Annotated in this window: 17 protein-coding genes; 14 read left to right on the top strand and 3 right to left on the bottom strand. The window is 33.7% G+C overall.

The features are described from left to right. Window positions 1-98 precede the first annotated feature (98 nt). Both AAFX60_017145 and AAFX60_017140 read left to right on the top strand, forming a co-directional pair. Window positions 99-908: a hypothetical protein gene (locus AAFX60_017145; protein XDF80104.1), complete on the top strand. Its 810-nt coding sequence runs from the start codon at window positions 99-101 to the stop codon at window positions 906-908. A 292-nt stretch (window positions 909-1200) separates the two neighbouring features. Next, window positions 1201-1407 carry a hypothetical protein gene (locus tag AAFX60_017140; GenBank protein XDF80103.1) on the top strand — a complete coding sequence of 69 codons (207 nt, stop codon included), beginning with the start codon at window positions 1201-1203 and terminating at the stop codon, window positions 1405-1407. A 167-nt stretch (window positions 1408-1574) separates the two neighbouring features. Here the strand turns inward: AAFX60_017140 and AAFX60_017135 are convergent, their stop codons facing one another. Beyond that, the gene (locus AAFX60_017135; protein XDF80102.1) at window positions 1575-2447 is read right to left on the bottom strand and encodes a hypothetical protein; all 873 of its coding nucleotides are present in this window, start codon (window positions 2445-2447) and stop codon (window positions 1575-1577) included. An 827-nt stretch (window positions 2448-3274) separates the two neighbouring features. Here AAFX60_017135 and AAFX60_017130 point away from each other — a divergent pair. The 3 genes from AAFX60_017130 to AAFX60_017120 all read left to right on the top strand — a co-directional run bounded on the left by AAFX60_017130 (window position 3275) and on the right by AAFX60_017120 (window position 5922). Next, window positions 3275-4474 (top strand): DUF3644 domain-containing protein, encoded by a 1200-nt coding sequence (locus AAFX60_017130; GenBank protein ID XDF80101.1) that lies wholly within the window; start codon window positions 3275-3277, stop codon window positions 4472-4474. A gap of 166 nt (window positions 4475-4640) precedes the next feature. Continuing rightward, window positions 4641-5522, top strand: a complete 882-nt coding sequence (locus tag AAFX60_017125; GenBank protein ID XDF80100.1) for a hypothetical protein — start codon at window positions 4641-4643, stop codon at window positions 5520-5522. After that, complete coding sequence (locus tag AAFX60_017120) at window positions 5509-5922, top strand: hypothetical protein (GenBank protein XDF80099.1); 414 nt, start codon at window positions 5509-5511, stop codon at window positions 5920-5922. Before AAFX60_017125 ends, AAFX60_017120 begins: the two co-directional genes overlap by 14 nt. Window positions 5923-6083: 161 nt before the next feature. Here the strand turns inward: AAFX60_017120 and AAFX60_017115 are convergent, their stop codons facing one another. After that, entirely contained in the window at window positions 6084-6392 is a 309-nt protein-coding gene (locus AAFX60_017115; GenBank protein XDF80098.1) for a hypothetical protein, read from the bottom strand. Beyond that, window positions 6383-6757: a hypothetical protein gene (locus tag AAFX60_017110; protein XDF80097.1), complete on the bottom strand. Its 375-nt coding sequence runs from the start codon at window positions 6755-6757 to the stop codon at window positions 6383-6385. Before AAFX60_017110 ends, AAFX60_017115 begins: the two co-directional genes overlap by 10 nt. A gap of 281 nt (window positions 6758-7038) precedes the next feature. Here AAFX60_017110 and AAFX60_017105 point away from each other — a divergent pair, with 281 nt between their 5' ends. The 9 genes from AAFX60_017105 (at window position 7039) to AAFX60_017065 (ending at window position 15019) form a co-directional block, all read left to right on the top strand. Further along, window positions 7039-7644 carry a DUF6680 family protein gene (locus AAFX60_017105; GenBank protein ID XDF80096.1) on the top strand — a complete coding sequence of 202 codons (606 nt, stop codon included), beginning with the start codon at window positions 7039-7041 and terminating at the stop codon, window positions 7642-7644. A 146-nt stretch (window positions 7645-7790) separates the two neighbouring features. Then, window positions 7791-8618, top strand: a complete 828-nt coding sequence (locus tag AAFX60_017100) for a hypothetical protein (GenBank protein ID XDF80095.1) — start codon at window positions 7791-7793, stop codon at window positions 8616-8618. 161 nt (window positions 8619-8779) lie between these two features. After that, window positions 8780-9409 carry a LysE family transporter gene (locus AAFX60_017095; protein ID XDF80094.1) on the top strand — a complete coding sequence of 210 codons (630 nt, stop codon included), beginning with the start codon at window positions 8780-8782 and terminating at the stop codon, window positions 9407-9409. 233 nt (window positions 9410-9642) lie between these two features. Next, entirely contained in the window at window positions 9643-10314 is a 672-nt protein-coding gene (locus tag AAFX60_017090; GenBank protein XDF80093.1) for a DUF2726 domain-containing protein, read from the top strand. Window positions 10315-10532: 218 nt separating this feature from the next. Continuing rightward, a complete protein-coding gene (gene cyaB / locus AAFX60_017085; GenBank protein XDF80092.1) occupies window positions 10533-11084 on the top strand; it encodes a class IV adenylate cyclase in 552 nt (183 codons plus the stop codon). 332 nt (window positions 11085-11416) lie between these two features. Further along, the gene (locus tag AAFX60_017080; protein XDF80091.1) at window positions 11417-12850 is read left to right on the top strand and encodes a hypothetical protein; all 1434 of its coding nucleotides are present in this window, start codon (window positions 11417-11419) and stop codon (window positions 12848-12850) included. A gap of 143 nt (window positions 12851-12993) precedes the next feature. Beyond that, window positions 12994-13458: an ASCH domain-containing protein gene (locus AAFX60_017075; GenBank protein ID XDF80090.1), complete on the top strand. Its 465-nt coding sequence runs from the start codon at window positions 12994-12996 to the stop codon at window positions 13456-13458. Between the two features lie 138 nt (window positions 13459-13596). Then, entirely contained in the window at window positions 13597-14067 is a 471-nt protein-coding gene (locus AAFX60_017070) for a hypothetical protein (protein ID XDF80089.1), read from the top strand. Window positions 14068-14290: 223 nt separating this feature from the next. Next, the gene (locus AAFX60_017065; protein XDF80088.1) at window positions 14291-15019 is read left to right on the top strand and encodes a class I SAM-dependent methyltransferase; all 729 of its coding nucleotides are present in this window, start codon (window positions 14291-14293) and stop codon (window positions 15017-15019) included. The last annotated feature ends 36 nt before the right edge of the window (window positions 15020-15055 follow it).

Here is a 15055-nt window from a genome sequence, read left to right as displayed (position 1 = left end):
TCGGGTGTTTCTCGTTTTAAGGTGTCAATTTTAAGTATAATTGCATAGTAGTAAACGTGTTATGCAGGCGTTATATTTTTATTCGGAGTTCCATTAATATGAGTTGGTTTATAAGGTTTTCGTTAGGTTTAAAAGCTAGAAAGTCAGATGTAGAAGAGTTGAAAAAAGAGTTACCTGAGTTATTCAAATCACCTTTCGATATCATTAAATATGATCGAGTACTTCATGAATATCCTTTTATATGGCATAGATTTTACGATCCTGAGTCGATTATTGAAGCTTTACATGAATGGATTCGTAATGAGTTAGATAACGAGGTTTATATCCCCCAACAAGGGCAAGAATGTAGGGCTCCTAATTGTCCAATGAAAACTTCTAGTCAAAGTATTCAATCAGATGGTTCAGGTTTGTTAAATTTACAAGTTGCAGCCGGAGGACCGAAAGCTAAACCACCGAAAGATAGTTTCTTAAATTTAGTTAAACAGACTCACCCAAATTCTGACATGCCCAGAGAGATTATATTGACAGACCCCTATATATATTCTGATGTTAGTGAGGATGGTAAAGATGGCGGATATCACAACTTATTGGATTATCTTAGTGCATTAGGGTTGAGCAAGGATGATTCATTTATATTGCGAATGACGCCATCACCTAAACGGGGAACTAAGAACTCAAGAACGTTACTTCATAGGTTTTTGAAAAAAAATTATAAAAATATCACTCTTAAGGATTATTCGCCCAAACTGAAGTTTCATGACCGATTTTATGTCGTCTTACATCGTTCTGGTGCTATTCGTGGATTATTTGGCCCTTCATTAAATGGACTAAACTCTGACGCTATAGTTTTAATGGGGGACATCGAGGGAATTCAACCAAATCAGAAACTGCAGCAATGGTTCTGTTAAAAAATATAACAAATGCATCAACACGATTTGCTACATTCGGCATTCTAGATTTCTTTGGGTTTACCGCATTAAGTGGTAAATTTAAGTTTAATCTGCATGGTAGCAAACGTGTTATGCAGGCGTTATGCGTTTCGGTAACATTTCATTTTCTATCATTCTTAGCGATATATTTTTTTGAGTAATCGCACAGACTTCAAATAGTGAGCTATGCATTTTATTTCTGCATCAAAGTATTATTTTTATCACCATGCTACTTTAATTGGATGCATTCATTAAATTTGGAAATGGGAATATGACTTATAAAAAAGTACAGGAATACGTGAAAAGAAAATATAACTTTTCAGTTAAAAGTTGTTGGATAGCTCATATAAAAGAATTGAATGGGATTAAAATGAAACAAGCTCCCAATCGTCTATCATCAACGGAGAGAAAATATCCATGCCCAGAAGAAAAAATCTTGGTTGTAAAGAATGCAATGAAAAAATTCGGACTGATATAGTCCGTTTAGTCGTAATATTCACCATCGAATAATACGCATAACAAATGCATCAACACGACTTGCTACACTCGGCGTTGTCAGTTTACCTTTAGTTTCAGTGATTAAGGCGTTAAAATTCAGCTAGGCCTGTATCGTAGCAAACGTGTTATGCAGGCGTTATACAAGCATTATTTTGAGTCCATAGCTAAGTATAATTCATTACAATTTTTGAATGAGTTCTCACCAAGGTTTTCTATTGTTGCTTCTTTTTTCATCTGATTTCGTTGCTTATTTGTACATGTGACAACATTTTCATCTTTAACTCGTAATAACAAATGATTTGTGTTTACGTACAAGTATTTTGAATCTGAATGGATAACAGTACCTGATATATTGTCCCCATTCTTATTTACTCTAATTCGCTCGCAACTCAAGATAATGTCTTCATTTTTATATTTATCTTCATTCCAATTAAATCCATTACACACCATGCCATTATTTGTTTCGGTCATGTTTTTTGCTGAAATTGCACCAGCATTATATGGAATGTAAAGTGGTAGCATTATAAATATAGATAAGAAAAGAAATAAAATGAAACTTGCTGCTTGCCCTAAATATACAACTGGAAATGCTAAAAATGCGCTTATAATTGGGTTTCTTTGAATAAATGACTTTTCTGGGTTCTTTAAGTTATTTGCAATAGAAGTCATTTTTAATGATAGTTTATCTAGAACTTTTAATTTAATAGCAATAGCGAATAATATTAATAAAGAAGTGATAATTAAAGAATTGTCTAAAGGAAACAATAAAAGGTTAGCACCTTGAATGATAAATGCTTTAGTGAAAATTTCACTGAAAAAATATTGAGAAAATACTAGAGGTGAGAATATACTGTCAAGAGAGGCTCCTTTAAACCCTAGCTTTCCCATATAGCCATAGAAATATAAAGCTCCAGATAAATAGACATAAAATGAACCGAAGAAAATACAATATCTTATTCTTTCTAGCTTTGTAGATTTAGTAGGGTTCTCACTGTTATCTATAATATTATTTTTTTTCATGTTTTATCTCCATTTTTAACGCTGTTTTTATGTACATGCATGTGTTTGCATACAGTGCTCTCGTTCATCTATTGTGTCAATGAATATTAATGTTAAGTCTGTCGCAAAATGATTGTATAACAAATGCATCAACACGATTTGCTACACTCGGCGTTGTCAGTTTGCCTTTAGTTTCAGTGATTAAGGCGTTAAAATTCAGCTAGGTCTGTATAGTAGCAAACGTGTTATGCAGGCGTTATACGAAATCAACGACGTCCAAATTGTAAATATTTAATAGTAACCTACCTGATTTTACAGTTAGTAAGGCAATTTCAATGTAATAAAATCGTAGTCACTACTTATTTATGTGTGGCTGTAGACAAGCATTTCACTTCTGGGACTCAATTCTAGCCAATGAGTCCTTTTTTTTGTGCAGAGATATTGAGAGTTTTACTTTATTAAAAGGATGGAGCATTAAAAACAAACCTGTCTTATTTTACAGTTGGTTGGGAGTGATTCCAGTAATAAACTAGAACTCCTCACTAATTTTGTGTTGCTGTAGACAAGCATTTCACGTTCAGGGCTCGATTCCAGTCATCGAGCTCTTTTTTTGTTCATACCTCTTGTACTGTTTTATCTGTGATGAGCTGTAAGTTATATTAAGTTTTGTATATGTGCTTATTCAAACTAAAGTAGACACGTATAACAAATGCATCAACACGATTTGCTACATTCGGCATTCTAGGTTTCTTTGAGTTTACCGTGTTAAGTGGTAAATTTGAGCTTAATCTGCATGGTAGCAAACGTGTTATGCAGGCGTTAACAAGCAATAGTAGGGTATATTGATTATGGCTAGAAAAGATAAAAGAATACTTTTGCTCGACTTTTTTCGAGAACAAGAAGATAAAGCGCAAAGCTTTACATATCAAGATGCGGCAATAGCAACAGGTTACAACCCTAAAAGTGTTGGGAAATATATAAGTGAGAAATTAAAAGGTTCCTATATTTTTAAATCTGAACATGGAGGATGGGTATCAGAAGGACTTTCTAAAGTTTCTAATGATGAATTTATTCGCTTAATGTCACAAAGTACTTCTGCGCGTAAATTATCGCCAAATGAGAAAATGTATCAGAAGTTGATAAAAAGAAGTTTAGATGCATTTACATTAGCTTTAGAAATGTATAACCGACCTAGCCTATGTAATAGGATTGAGGCATTTACTATTATGATGGTAAACGCTTGGGAGTTATTTTTGAAAGCTGAGATTTTGGAAGCTTTAGGTGAGGAGAAAGTATTTTATAAAAATGGGAAAAGTATTTCGATATCTGATTCTTTACCATTGAGGTTGCAAAATAATGATCCTGTAAAATTAAATATAGAGACACTAATACAGCTACGAGATCATGCGACACACCTTCTGATTCCAGAATTACAGCCTCAACTTTCAAGATTATTTCAAGCCAACGTTTTAAATTATCAAGAACGTTATCGAAATCAAATGGGGAATTCTCCTTTAGCTGGCCAGAGTGTTGGCATGTTAAGTTTGGTGTTAGATGGCCCTGATCCTGAAATCGGTATCATAAAAGAATCATATGGTGATATAACAGCTGTAGAGGTTACTAACTTTTTAAAGCAATTTGAAAGTACAAGTAAAGAGATTGGCTCAGATAAATACTCTATCTCAATTGACTATAAATTAGCTTTAACAAAAAATCCAAGTCAGGCCGATTTAACTCTGAGTGTGGGTGATAATGGTCAACAAGCAGTTATTATCACTCAAGCTAAAGATTTAAATACAACGCATCCTTTTACAACAAAGGCTGCTATTGAACAAATGAATAGAGAGCAATCAAAGGTAGTATTAAATCAACACTCTTTTCAAGCTATCTGTTATAAACATAAAATTAAAGCAAATAATAATTCTGAGTATCATAATTATACTGATATTCACAGGTATTCAGCTAAATTCATTAATTGGGTGATTAAAAATATCAAGGAACAAGATTCTTGGTTGCAGCAAGCTTTAATAGCTTATAAAGCTAGGTAGATAATTGCTTGTTAACAAATGCATCAACACGATTTACTACACTCGGCATCTCAGGTTGTCGGGTGTTTCTCGTTTTAGGGCGTCAATTTTAAGTATAATTGCATAGTAGTAAACGTGTTATGCAGGCGTTATAACTACTTTTTTAATTTGTCATTAGGAGTATAAATTGTACGAAGAGTCATTTGAAATAAGGCTGGATTACAAGCCTTGCGTAGGGAAGCCAGAACGCGTCTTTTTAGCTATGGCTGCGTATGTCTCCGCATTTGAATCACTAACCTATACAGTAGGTAAAGCCGTAGATGCAGATCTAAATTTTACTTATGAACTTTCTGCTGTTGAGACTGGTTCATTAAAAAGCGTAATCAAATGTGGCTCAAAAATAAAACTAATTGCTGAAGCAATTGGCTCTATTCCACGCCTAATAGCTAATTCGATGGTTGGGCTTGATGAATTTGATTCTGAAGAAAGTATTGATAAGTCAGTTTGTAAAATTGAAGATGATTTGATGACTCAGGATAAAGTTGAATTTCCAAATCAAATTAATATTGATAGGTATCAATATGCAAAAGATATTAAAAAATTGTGTCAAGCATCTGAATTATTAGTTGATGGTGAAACTATCGATATCCAAACGCCAGCAAGCTCAAATGTTGTTTATTTGAATACAAAAGTTAGGTTTGATAAAGATGTCGATGATTTGTTTGTGGAGCATTCGACGACGGTCAAAAGAACAGAAACATTGCTAGTTAAGAAACCTGAATTTCTAGGTGATTCACAATGGGACTTTAAAAGTGTAGAAAGAAATACTGTCTTTTCTGCATCAATTGAGCATAAAGAATGGTTATCACGCTATCAAAAATGTGAGTTAGGGCATTTGGACCCAGGTGATGCTTTAATCGCTTTTATTAGCTATGACGCTTGTAAACTTAAAAATGCAAAATCATTTACAAATAGAAATTATAAAGTCTTGCATGTTGAGAAAGTAATTAAAGGTAAAGAGGTGCAGTTTCTCATTCAAGAGGCGCAAAAAGATCGTGAAAAATACTAGCGGTAACATGTTGGCATTAATAGCTGATTATGTTTTTGTTATATTACCATTTATCATAATTCTTATTGTGCGGAATGCTCAAGGAGCTGTGGGTAGTTTTTACATGCTTCCTGATTGGGGGATTGCTGCAACAATTGTTTATGGACAGCTTATTGTTAAATTAGCTACAGCATTAGCTAAAACACATAGACCCAAAAAAACATCAGCAATTAGTTTTTATTTAACGATCTTGGTCGCATTTGGGTTAGTCGTTAATGTGGTTATTAATATTTTAATGTTGGTAATACCAAGTGATGGTTTAGGTAAAACTCAATTTACATTATTTATAATGGCTACTTTTTGTCATTTTGTATTAGGTGCAGCTGTAAACCATATAGAATCAGCATCATCAAAAGCGTAGTTATAACAAATGCATCAACACGATTTACTACACTCGGCATCTCAGGTTGTCGGGTGTTTCTCGTTTTAGGGTGTCAATATTAAGTATAATTGCTTAGTAGTAAACGTGTTATGCAGGCGTTATGTGCAATTAAGACCGCGAAATTACGGTCTTAATATTTATTACCACCAATACCCATATGCTAATTTGTCTGGATCATTTGGTAGGTCTAAAATAGTTCTTTCGTCGATTAAGTAACGTCTTTCAAAGTTACTTCTTCTTGCTCCAAATGGGGCTAGACTTTCTAATGCGTCAACTGAATCACGAAGCATTTTATCCTGTAAAGTAAATCCTTCTTCAATGGCCAATTTTATTAATGGTACATTAGCTCGATAAAACTTATCTGAGCTTTGTTTATTTTGAAATTCTTTATACGCCAAGCTAATTAAAGATGACAGAGGGCTAAACTGTTTAAGGTTAGCTAATGACATTTTCTATTTCCTTTTAATATTGTAATACTTGCACCTAAATCGATAAATATCAGAATTAGTAATCCCCAACCCCAGATCTCAAAAGCAGCTTGATCCCAGTATTTATAAATAGGAGCAATCCAAGAATAGAATGAGACAGCAAAATAGCTGAAAGATATTATTTTCAATTGATAATCTTTTAAGAGGTTAGTGTTTAAACTTTGGCTAAAAAGGGCTATTGTCATGAAAATAAATACTACTGATGATATGCCAGCTATTAATGGCGGCGGCATATCTAATGCTGAACCAGGATCTGCGCTTGTTGTCCACGAACCCAAAAAAGCGATAGCTAAAAATGTAACGAAGTAAAACCTAGCAATTAGCATGAATATATCCCGATGACTAATGTTTAATACTGTGTTAAATCATAGTTTTTTATCTTCAATCAAACAATAGGTAAACTGATTGTTTTTCTATGCATTTTTACTAAATTTCATGTATCGTACGCACATAACAAATGCATCAACACGATTTACTACACTCGGCATCTTAGGTTGTCGGGTGTTTCTCGTTTTAAGGCATCAATTTTAGGTATGATTGCATAGTAGCAAACGTGTTATGCAGGCGTTATGTTCTCATCGATTAAAATGAGTTTGGAGTATAAGAAATGTTTGAATCCATCAATATGGATAATAAAGATATCATCATGACGGCAGCGGTTGTTTTAGGGCCGATTTTGGCCGTTCAGGCTCAGAAACTTGTTGAAAGCCTGAGTGAAAAACGTGAAAGGCGAATGCGAATTTTTCGAACTTTGATGTCTACTCGTGCTGAACGATTACATAAGGAACATGTACAATCACTGAATATGATAGATATTGAATTCTATGGACGAGTTTTACCAATCATAAGGACAAAGTATCAAACGAAGAAAGAGCAAGCCGTAACTCATGCTTGGAAAATGTATAATAGCCATTTAAATCGTCAATCAGAATATGATTCACTTGAACCTTGGTTTAAGAAAAATGATGAACTATTCGTTGAGCTTATATATGCAATGTCACAGTGTTTATCTTATGACTACGATAAAGTACAGTTAGAACGTGATTGTTATAGACCTAAGGCGCATGGAGATTATGAGCAAAGCCAATTAAACGTTCTTACGGGCATTGAGAAGGTGGTTTCAGGTGAACGACCTCTGCCAATGTACGTCGTTAATTTACCACCATTGCAAGGTAATGAATCAGTTGACGAAAAAAAAGCAGAACCACTTTAAATAACGGACATAACAAATGCATCAACACGATTTACTACACTCGGCAATCTCAGTTTGCCGAGTGTTTCTCGTTTTAAGGCGTCAATATTAAGTATAATTGCATAGTAGTAAACGTGTTATGCAGGCGTTAGGCACATGGAGTAAATATGCTATTAACCGATTTAATTAGTGAAGTACAAAGGAAAATAGGTCGAAATATCATTTTATTTCAACAGCTTGAAGGGTTATTGAAGTATGTTCTTACATTTCGGGAAATTGATGGCCGTATAAGTGAACTGCAAGATATTATTGAATTTAAAAAAGCTTCCATAAGTAGACAAACGATGGGGCAATTAGTTGGACAGTTTATAGAGAATAAGAGTCAAAACGAAAGTATAAGAAGTGCTGATGACCATGAAGAACCTTATATATCTTTCAAATTTTGGATTGATAATGAGGATTTTTATTTAAATAAAAAAGAATCATTATCCAAATTAGTTCAAGAAAGGAATAAATTAGTTCATCATTTACTTCTTGAGCTTGATTTAAAATCGATTGATAGCTGTGAACACATTAGCAAAAGGCTAGATATACAATGTGAGCATATACGTTCAGAAATCAATGCGACTCAGTCTTTTATTAAAGCATTAGCAGACGGTAAAAAAACAATGTCGGAATTTATTTCTTCAGATGCCTATAAGCAAGAGCTAATAATTCAAGTTTTACGGTTAAATAGTTTGGTACTTATGCTTACTAAAATTGCAAAGGAAACAGCTAGAAAGGATGGTTGGACTTTATTGCATTCAGCTAGTTATTTATTAAAAAAATATGAACCCGAAGAGTGGGAATCACTTCGTAAAAGTACGGAACATAAATCATTAAAGTCATTGATGCTTAAAACAGAATTGTTTGAATTTAGTGAAGAGAAAACTAGAAAAGGCGGCATTAGAGTTTTATACAAGCTAAAAACTGATAGTGGGTTGGCATATGCCTAACAAATGCATCAACACGATTTATTACACTCGGCGTTCTGGGTTTGCCTTTAGTTTTGTGATTAGTGCGGTTAAATTCGGTTGGTTTGCATGGTAATAAACGTGTTATGCAAGCGTTATATGCTTTTTTAAGCTCACTGCTTAATTTATTGGAATGGTAGGTAATGGAATATTTATTGGTTCTTCTTCATGTGGCTTTAATTTGGATGTTAGCTGTTGCGACTCCTGGTGCTAATGTACTTTTAACGATTAACACTGCACTTAATTACGACCGTAAAATTGCGGCTTTTTCTGCTTTCGGTGTTAGTTGTGCGACGTTACTGTGGTCGTTTTTTGGTGGCTCTGGCTTAGTTATTCTCTTTTCTCATTTTCCTCAATTATTTGGTTTAATGAAAATGGTAGGTGGCGGTTATTTATTGTATTTGGGAATGCGTCAGATTTATCTAACTCGAAAAATAAAAAGGTTAGGTGAGTCAACCGAAATCAATAAAACGATATCACCATCGAAAAGAAAGGTTTTCATTTCAGCTTTTATCACCAGTATTTTAAATCCGAAAACGGGTTTCTTTGTCGTCAGTTTATTCAGTGTTTCCATGCCTGAAAACATGAGTTCAACGATGATATTAGCAATCATGCTAACAATGGCTTCAATTACGCTTAGTTGGCACTTATTCTTAGCTACGGCGTTTTCCCATGAATCAGTTAAAAGCGTTTATGCTCGCATCTCTGGGTTTATGGATTATGTCACTGGTGGATTGTTTACCATTTTTGGCATTAAAGTAATGACCTCATAGTAAGAATGGTTGTTTGCATATAACAAATGCATCAACACGATTTGCTACATTCGGCATTCTAGGTTTCTTTCAGTTTACCGTGTTAAGTGGTAAATTTGGGTTTAATTTGCATGGTAGCAAACGTGTTATGCAGGCGTTATAAGCTTAAATTGAAATGGTAATTACAGCGGTTTCTTGGTTATTTTAAACTAGGCCAAGATATGGAAGTAAAAGGTTGAATTAATGGAGATATCGTGGAAATTCTAATCATAATAGCTTTGATTTTTGTTCTGGTTTTGTTTTTTATTACTAAGCTTAAATTAAGCCAATCATCGACTAAAAGTGAACATTCTTATCGTCAACTCGGGGCATTATTTACTCCCGCAGAACGTTCATTTTTTGGTGTACTACAACAAACCGTTGCTACTGATAATGTGCTAGTTTTTGGTAAAGTTCGAGTTGCTGATGTTATTGCGCCTGAAAAAGGAATGACAAAATCAGCATGGCAGATCGCGTTTAATAAAATATCAGCTAAGCACTTTGATTTTGTTTTGTGTAATCAAGATGACTTGTCAGTTATCTGTGCAATCGAATTAGACGACAGTTCTCATAATAATGCTAAACGAAAGTCTAGAGACCAGTTTTTAGAGAGCGCTTGTGAATCGGCTTATTTCCCACTTATTCGTATACCAGCTAAACAAGCTTATAGTATCGAAAGTATCAGACTCAGTTTACAAAGTGTTTTATCAAATGCTGAACCTGAAATGCCTAGTTTTGAACTTGATTCCACCGATAAACAGTGCCCTAAATGTTCATCGAATATGGTTCTTAAAGTGGCTAAAAAGGGTAAATCAGTTGGCAATGAATTTTGGGGTTGTAGTTCATTTCCAACATGTAGGCATATCGAACAGAAAATATCTGAATAATCACTACGCTTATAACAAATGCATCAACACGATTTGCTACACTCGGCGTTGTCATTTTGTCTTTAGTTCAGTGATTAAGGCAGTAAAATTCAGTTTGGTCTGCATAGTAGCAAACGTGTTATGCAGGCGTTATACCGTAATCGAATGTAGTTAACTGAAATAAGTGAATTATCATGCTAATCTAGCCTTCTTTATCATTTTAAGTAAGTAGTGATGCGATGTCAGAACATTTTGAAGGTAAGTTTGAAGTTGAATTGAAATATAGGTTGAAGTCTAAATCTCAGTTTTTAACTATATTGAATTCAATGACGTATGAAGTCATGCTTGAAGATAACTTAGAATCAGATTGTTACTTTGATACTCCTGAACAAGTACTTTTGGCTGAAAATAAAAGTCTTTGTATTCGTGAAATGGAACCGTCCGGAATTAAGCTTTGGATAGTTAAAGGGCCAGAGGCTGACCGTTGTGAAGCAACGAATATCACCGATGCCAATAAAGCGAAAAGTATGCTTAATACAATGGGCTATGATGTTGTTTTAGCCATGAAGAAAACGCGTAGTATTTACTTTGTTGGTGAATTTCATATTACTGTCGATACTCTTAGTGGGTTAGGTGATTTTGCTGAATTTGCCATAATGACTGACGATGAGAGCCTACTTGAAAGTTATCGGTTTGAACTGATTATTTTAGCAAGTAAGTTTGGTCTAAGTTCTACGGACTTAGAACATCGTTCATACCGAAAAATGTACTCAGAAAGTCTTACGGTATAACAAATGCATCAACACGATTTACTACACTCGGCATCTCAGGTTGTCGGGTGTTTCTCGTTTTAAGGCGTCAATATTAAGTATAATCGCATAGTAGTAAACGTGTTATGCAGGCGTTATGTTTCGGTCTGAACTGGGAGGTTAAATACTTGTGGATAATTGTTTTTATAATATATGTTTTGAAACGATCAATGCGGAAGCGGGTAAGTTTTTTGGGTTTTCTGAATACTTAGCTAGTCTTGCTATAATGGTATTAGCTTGGAATATAATTGATATTCGTTATAAGTTTAGGTTATATAGCACCATTTAATTTACATAAAAGTAGTTTTTATGTCATGTCTTTTATTGGCATTTTTTGTTTGATGATGGAAATCTGGCTCTTAAAAGGATTTCCGGTTATAAAAGACAGTCCGGTAACATTTGAAGACTTGCAGATAATCCTTGCTTTTACTTATCTTAGTGTTTTTGTTTTATGGGCAAGGTTTGCATTTATTAAACCTCCGCGATTTGGTAGGCGTAATGCAGAAAAATATGTTGGTTATGTCGGTAATATATTTATATCTAGAAATGCTGATAGTATATCAGTAATGCTAGATGAAATATTATACTCAATCAAAGAGGTAGTAGAGTTAGCATCAGAAATAGACAAGCAGAATATAAAAATTGAAGAAAAATATGCTAATACACTTATAGCTCTAATTTCAGATAAACTTATATGTAGGATTATGCTTGATAAGCATCCAATACTTTTTAGCAAGATATATGAATTAGCTAATGAAAAAGAAAAATTCAATATGGATTTGGGCCTATTGTCTATGAATTTCATTACCTGTGCACTTGATAATCGAGAATCATTTATTTATCGTGAAAGTAACGAATTTTCTTCTAGTTATTTTAGTATATTTAAACCAATTTGTAGTGGTATCTATGATAACTATAAAATAGTTAACAATTATAGTTTTTTGCTAACTCCAGATATTAATGATGCAGATCAAGATTACGAAAAGTGGCGAGCTTACCTATTTTTGCTTAATATGTCTATTAAAGCATTTCTTGAGAGTAGTGACGTAGATGAAAGTACCAGTTTTCTTCATTGGCCAAAGTTTACAGTTCAGTCTATTTTTCACAGTTTAAAATATATCGATAGTAGTAATGAATTAAACTATAGGCATGATTCTTTTAAAACAATGCAGGAGCTTTCTAACTTCTTTAATTCTACTTCAAAATTAACATGTGCCATTAATGTTAATGGAGTTAGTAAGCGTTATGTAGACGATTTTCTCTCATGCTTGCTATTCGAAGCAATAACATATGCCTCTAATATCAGCTCAGATTATAAAGTCAGGAAGTTTATTCAAAAAAGAATAGTGTGGGATGAGCTTTACCGTACTAGCGGTTTTATTCGGGATGAGGATTGCATTGTTTTGTCAAAAGTTAATAATTTAATTTACGATAAGATCAAGGAAATTGAAAAAAATCCGAATGTCGATTCTGTTGAAATGTTGGTTTATATTTTATTTGTTCTAGGGCTGGAGCCGGTTAGTGAAGGGGTGTATGGAAAATCATGGCGAGCTTTACATATCAAAGTGTTAAACTGGTGCGAAAATAAACTTTCAAGTATTTTAGATCGTTATCCAAATATTGTTCTGGAATGTTTTCCAGAAAATATAACTTACCATTCAGAAATCCAAGAATTACGTTTTAGCTATGGAAATAAATACGATCCTGTTTGTTTTAAGCTAACAAAAGGTCCTGATTCAGAAACATAACAAATGCATCAACACGATTTGCTACATTCGGCATTCTAGGTTTCTTTGAGTTCACTGTATTAAGTGGTAAATTTGAGCTTAATTTGCATAGTAGCAAACGTGTTATGCAGGCGTTATATTGCGAAAATAATTAAGAGGATTTCATGGAAGAACAGTCTCAAATCTACTTGAATAAGTACCTAAGTTCACTTTCTGAAACTGAGCGTAAAAAATATCAATCATTCAGTTCTGACTATTTCTGCGCTGATGAGCATAATGCCAATTTATGTGCAGAATTAATCCGAATTGGTCAAAAGACAGCAACTTGTAGCTTAAATGTTTGGTATGAATCTGGTGAAGAACCAATGCCAACTGTTGGTCATTTACAAGTGGTCGTTGATTGGAATGGGAACCCAATTTGTATCATTGAAATAGATTCAGTTGAAACGTGTAAATATAACGAAGTTACGGCTGAGTTTGCTCATGCAGAAGGCGAGGGCGACCGTTCATTAAAATGGTGGCGTGAAGCTCATTGGCGTTTCTTTGCTGCTGAATGTTCAGAGTTAAATATTAAGCCTAGTGAGGACATGGTTCTTGTATTGGAACGATTTCATGTTGTTTATCAATAGGCAATATAACAAAGCAATCAACACGATGCTAATTACACTCGGCGTTTGTGGTTTGAAGTATAATTGGTTTGGAAAGTAAGGTGTTCGCACGTGTTATTGCGGCGTTATAAAAATCCGATAAACTTAATGAAGTAAGATATGAAACTCTTTCATTTGAACGAAAATATTCACTATAAAAACAATATGTTATTAAACACTTATGGAATGGTAAGGCATACCGAACCTGAGTTAAATGGTGTGACTGAAATATACATATTGAAAATGCATTTGTGTATTGAAAGGCTATTAGGTGAAATAATTTTCAAATCACCAAGTATCAGTAATAAAATGATAAATAATTCATTTTCAAGTAAACGTAAGTTGGTTGTAAACTTGTTTAATCCTAATGTATATTGTGGGCTTTTCAAAAAAGTATACGTATTAAATAAGATACGTAATGAAATTGCTCATAATTTGGAGAGTACTAGTTATCAACAATTACTTCATATGCTAGATGAACGTATAGAAGTAGAAAAGGGCTATGAATTAACACCGGATTCTATGCATACTCGTAAAAAGCAATTGGGTGATTTATATTCTCTTTTACTTGTAATTAAAGAAAGTATGTAGTTGTGAGAAGATATTTTTATAACAAATGCATCAACACGATTTGCTACATTCGGCATTCTAGGTTTCTTTGGGTTTACCGTATCAAGTGGTAAATTTGAGTTTAATCTGCCTGGTAGCAAACGTGTTATGCAGGCGTTATATTTTTTATCTCTGGTAAGATTTGCTATCTTTATTTTTTAGTATAAATTGAAGTTTGATAATTTATAACTATATGAAATTAAAAATGAATAAAGAATCCACAGTTGCTGGACAAGCTGTCTACTCGAAGAAAGTACTCTCAATATATGATTTCTGGGTTTTAGGAGTCTCAAATAACTATTTTTGGAAATGCCCAACTAGATTTATTAGCGAACAATTTTCAATGTTAGTTTCATCTAATCATTTAGATGTTGGTGTTGGCTCAGGTTATTACCTCAAGAATTATCTACCTCAATCAACAAAACGTATCGCTTTGCTAGATTTAAATCAAAATAGTCTTGATACAACTTCAAAAGCAATAAATCATTTCCAACCTGAGGTTTACTGCGGGGACGTACTTGAGCCTCTTGAGTTAAATATCGATAAATTTGACTCAATTAGTGTTAATTACTTGCTTCATTGTTTACCTGGAAATTTGATTGATAAGGGTATTATGTTTAAGCATCTAAAAGAACATCTGAATGATGGTGGGGTTTTGTTTGGTAGTACAATTTTGGGCAAGGATACAAAACTAAACTTTTTCGCTAAAAAATTGATGGGTGTTTACAATAAAAAAGGAATATTTAGTAACTATAACGATGACTTAAAATCATTAGTGGCATCGTTAAACGAGCACTTTACGGATGTAAAAGTGGAAATGATAGGATGTGTTGCGTTGTTCTCAGGTAAAAAATATAACAAATGCATCAACACAATTTACTACACTCGGCATCTCAGGTGTCGGGTGTATCTCGTTTTAAGGCGTCAATTTTGAGTATAATTGCATAGTAGCAAACGTGTTATTGCGGCG

This window comes from Aliivibrio fischeri (assembly GCA_038993745.2).
GTDB lineage: Bacteria > Pseudomonadota > Gammaproteobacteria > Enterobacterales > Vibrionaceae > Aliivibrio > Aliivibrio fischeri_B.
The sequence above is the reverse complement of the archived record's forward strand: the minus strand, read 5'-3'. Positions and strand labels throughout refer to the sequence as shown.

Bases quoted from the DNA above. Each gene is read 5' to 3' on its own strand.
- AAFX60_017070 (XDF80089.1), top strand. From the start codon at position 13,597: ATGAAACTCTTTCATTTGAACGAAAATATTCACTATAAAAACAATATG.
- AAFX60_017135 (XDF80102.1), bottom strand. From the start codon at position 2,447: ATGAAAAAAAATAATATTATAGATAACAGTGAGAACCCTACTAAATCT.
- AAFX60_017095 (XDF80094.1), top strand. From the start codon at position 8,780: ATGGAATATTTATTGGTTCTTCTTCATGTGGCTTTAATTTGGATGTTA.
- AAFX60_017105 (XDF80096.1), top strand. From the start codon at position 7,039: ATGTTTGAATCCATCAATATGGATAATAAAGATATCATCATGACGGCA.
- AAFX60_017075 (XDF80090.1), top strand. From the start codon at position 12,994: ATGGAAGAACAGTCTCAAATCTACTTGAATAAGTACCTAAGTTCACTT.
- AAFX60_017080 (XDF80091.1), top strand. From the start codon at position 11,417: ATGTCTTTTATTGGCATTTTTTGTTTGATGATGGAAATCTGGCTCTTA.
- AAFX60_017065 (XDF80088.1), top strand. From the start codon at position 14,291: ATGAATAAAGAATCCACAGTTGCTGGACAAGCTGTCTACTCGAAGAAA.
- AAFX60_017145 (XDF80104.1), top strand. From the start codon at position 99: ATGAGTTGGTTTATAAGGTTTTCGTTAGGTTTAAAAGCTAGAAAGTCA.
- AAFX60_017115 (XDF80098.1), bottom strand. From the start codon at position 6,392: ATGTCATTAGCTAACCTTAAACAGTTTAGCCCTCTGTCATCTTTAATT.
- cyaB (XDF80092.1), top strand. From the start codon at position 10,533: ATGTCAGAACATTTTGAAGGTAAGTTTGAAGTTGAATTGAAATATAGG.
- AAFX60_017130 (XDF80101.1), top strand. From the start codon at position 3,275: ATGGCTAGAAAAGATAAAAGAATACTTTTGCTCGACTTTTTTCGAGAA.
- AAFX60_017140 (XDF80103.1), top strand. From the start codon at position 1,201: ATGACTTATAAAAAAGTACAGGAATACGTGAAAAGAAAATATAACTTT.
- AAFX60_017110 (XDF80097.1), bottom strand. From the start codon at position 6,757: ATGCTAATTGCTAGGTTTTACTTCGTTACATTTTTAGCTATCGCTTTT.
- AAFX60_017100 (XDF80095.1), top strand. From the start codon at position 7,791: ATGCTATTAACCGATTTAATTAGTGAAGTACAAAGGAAAATAGGTCGA.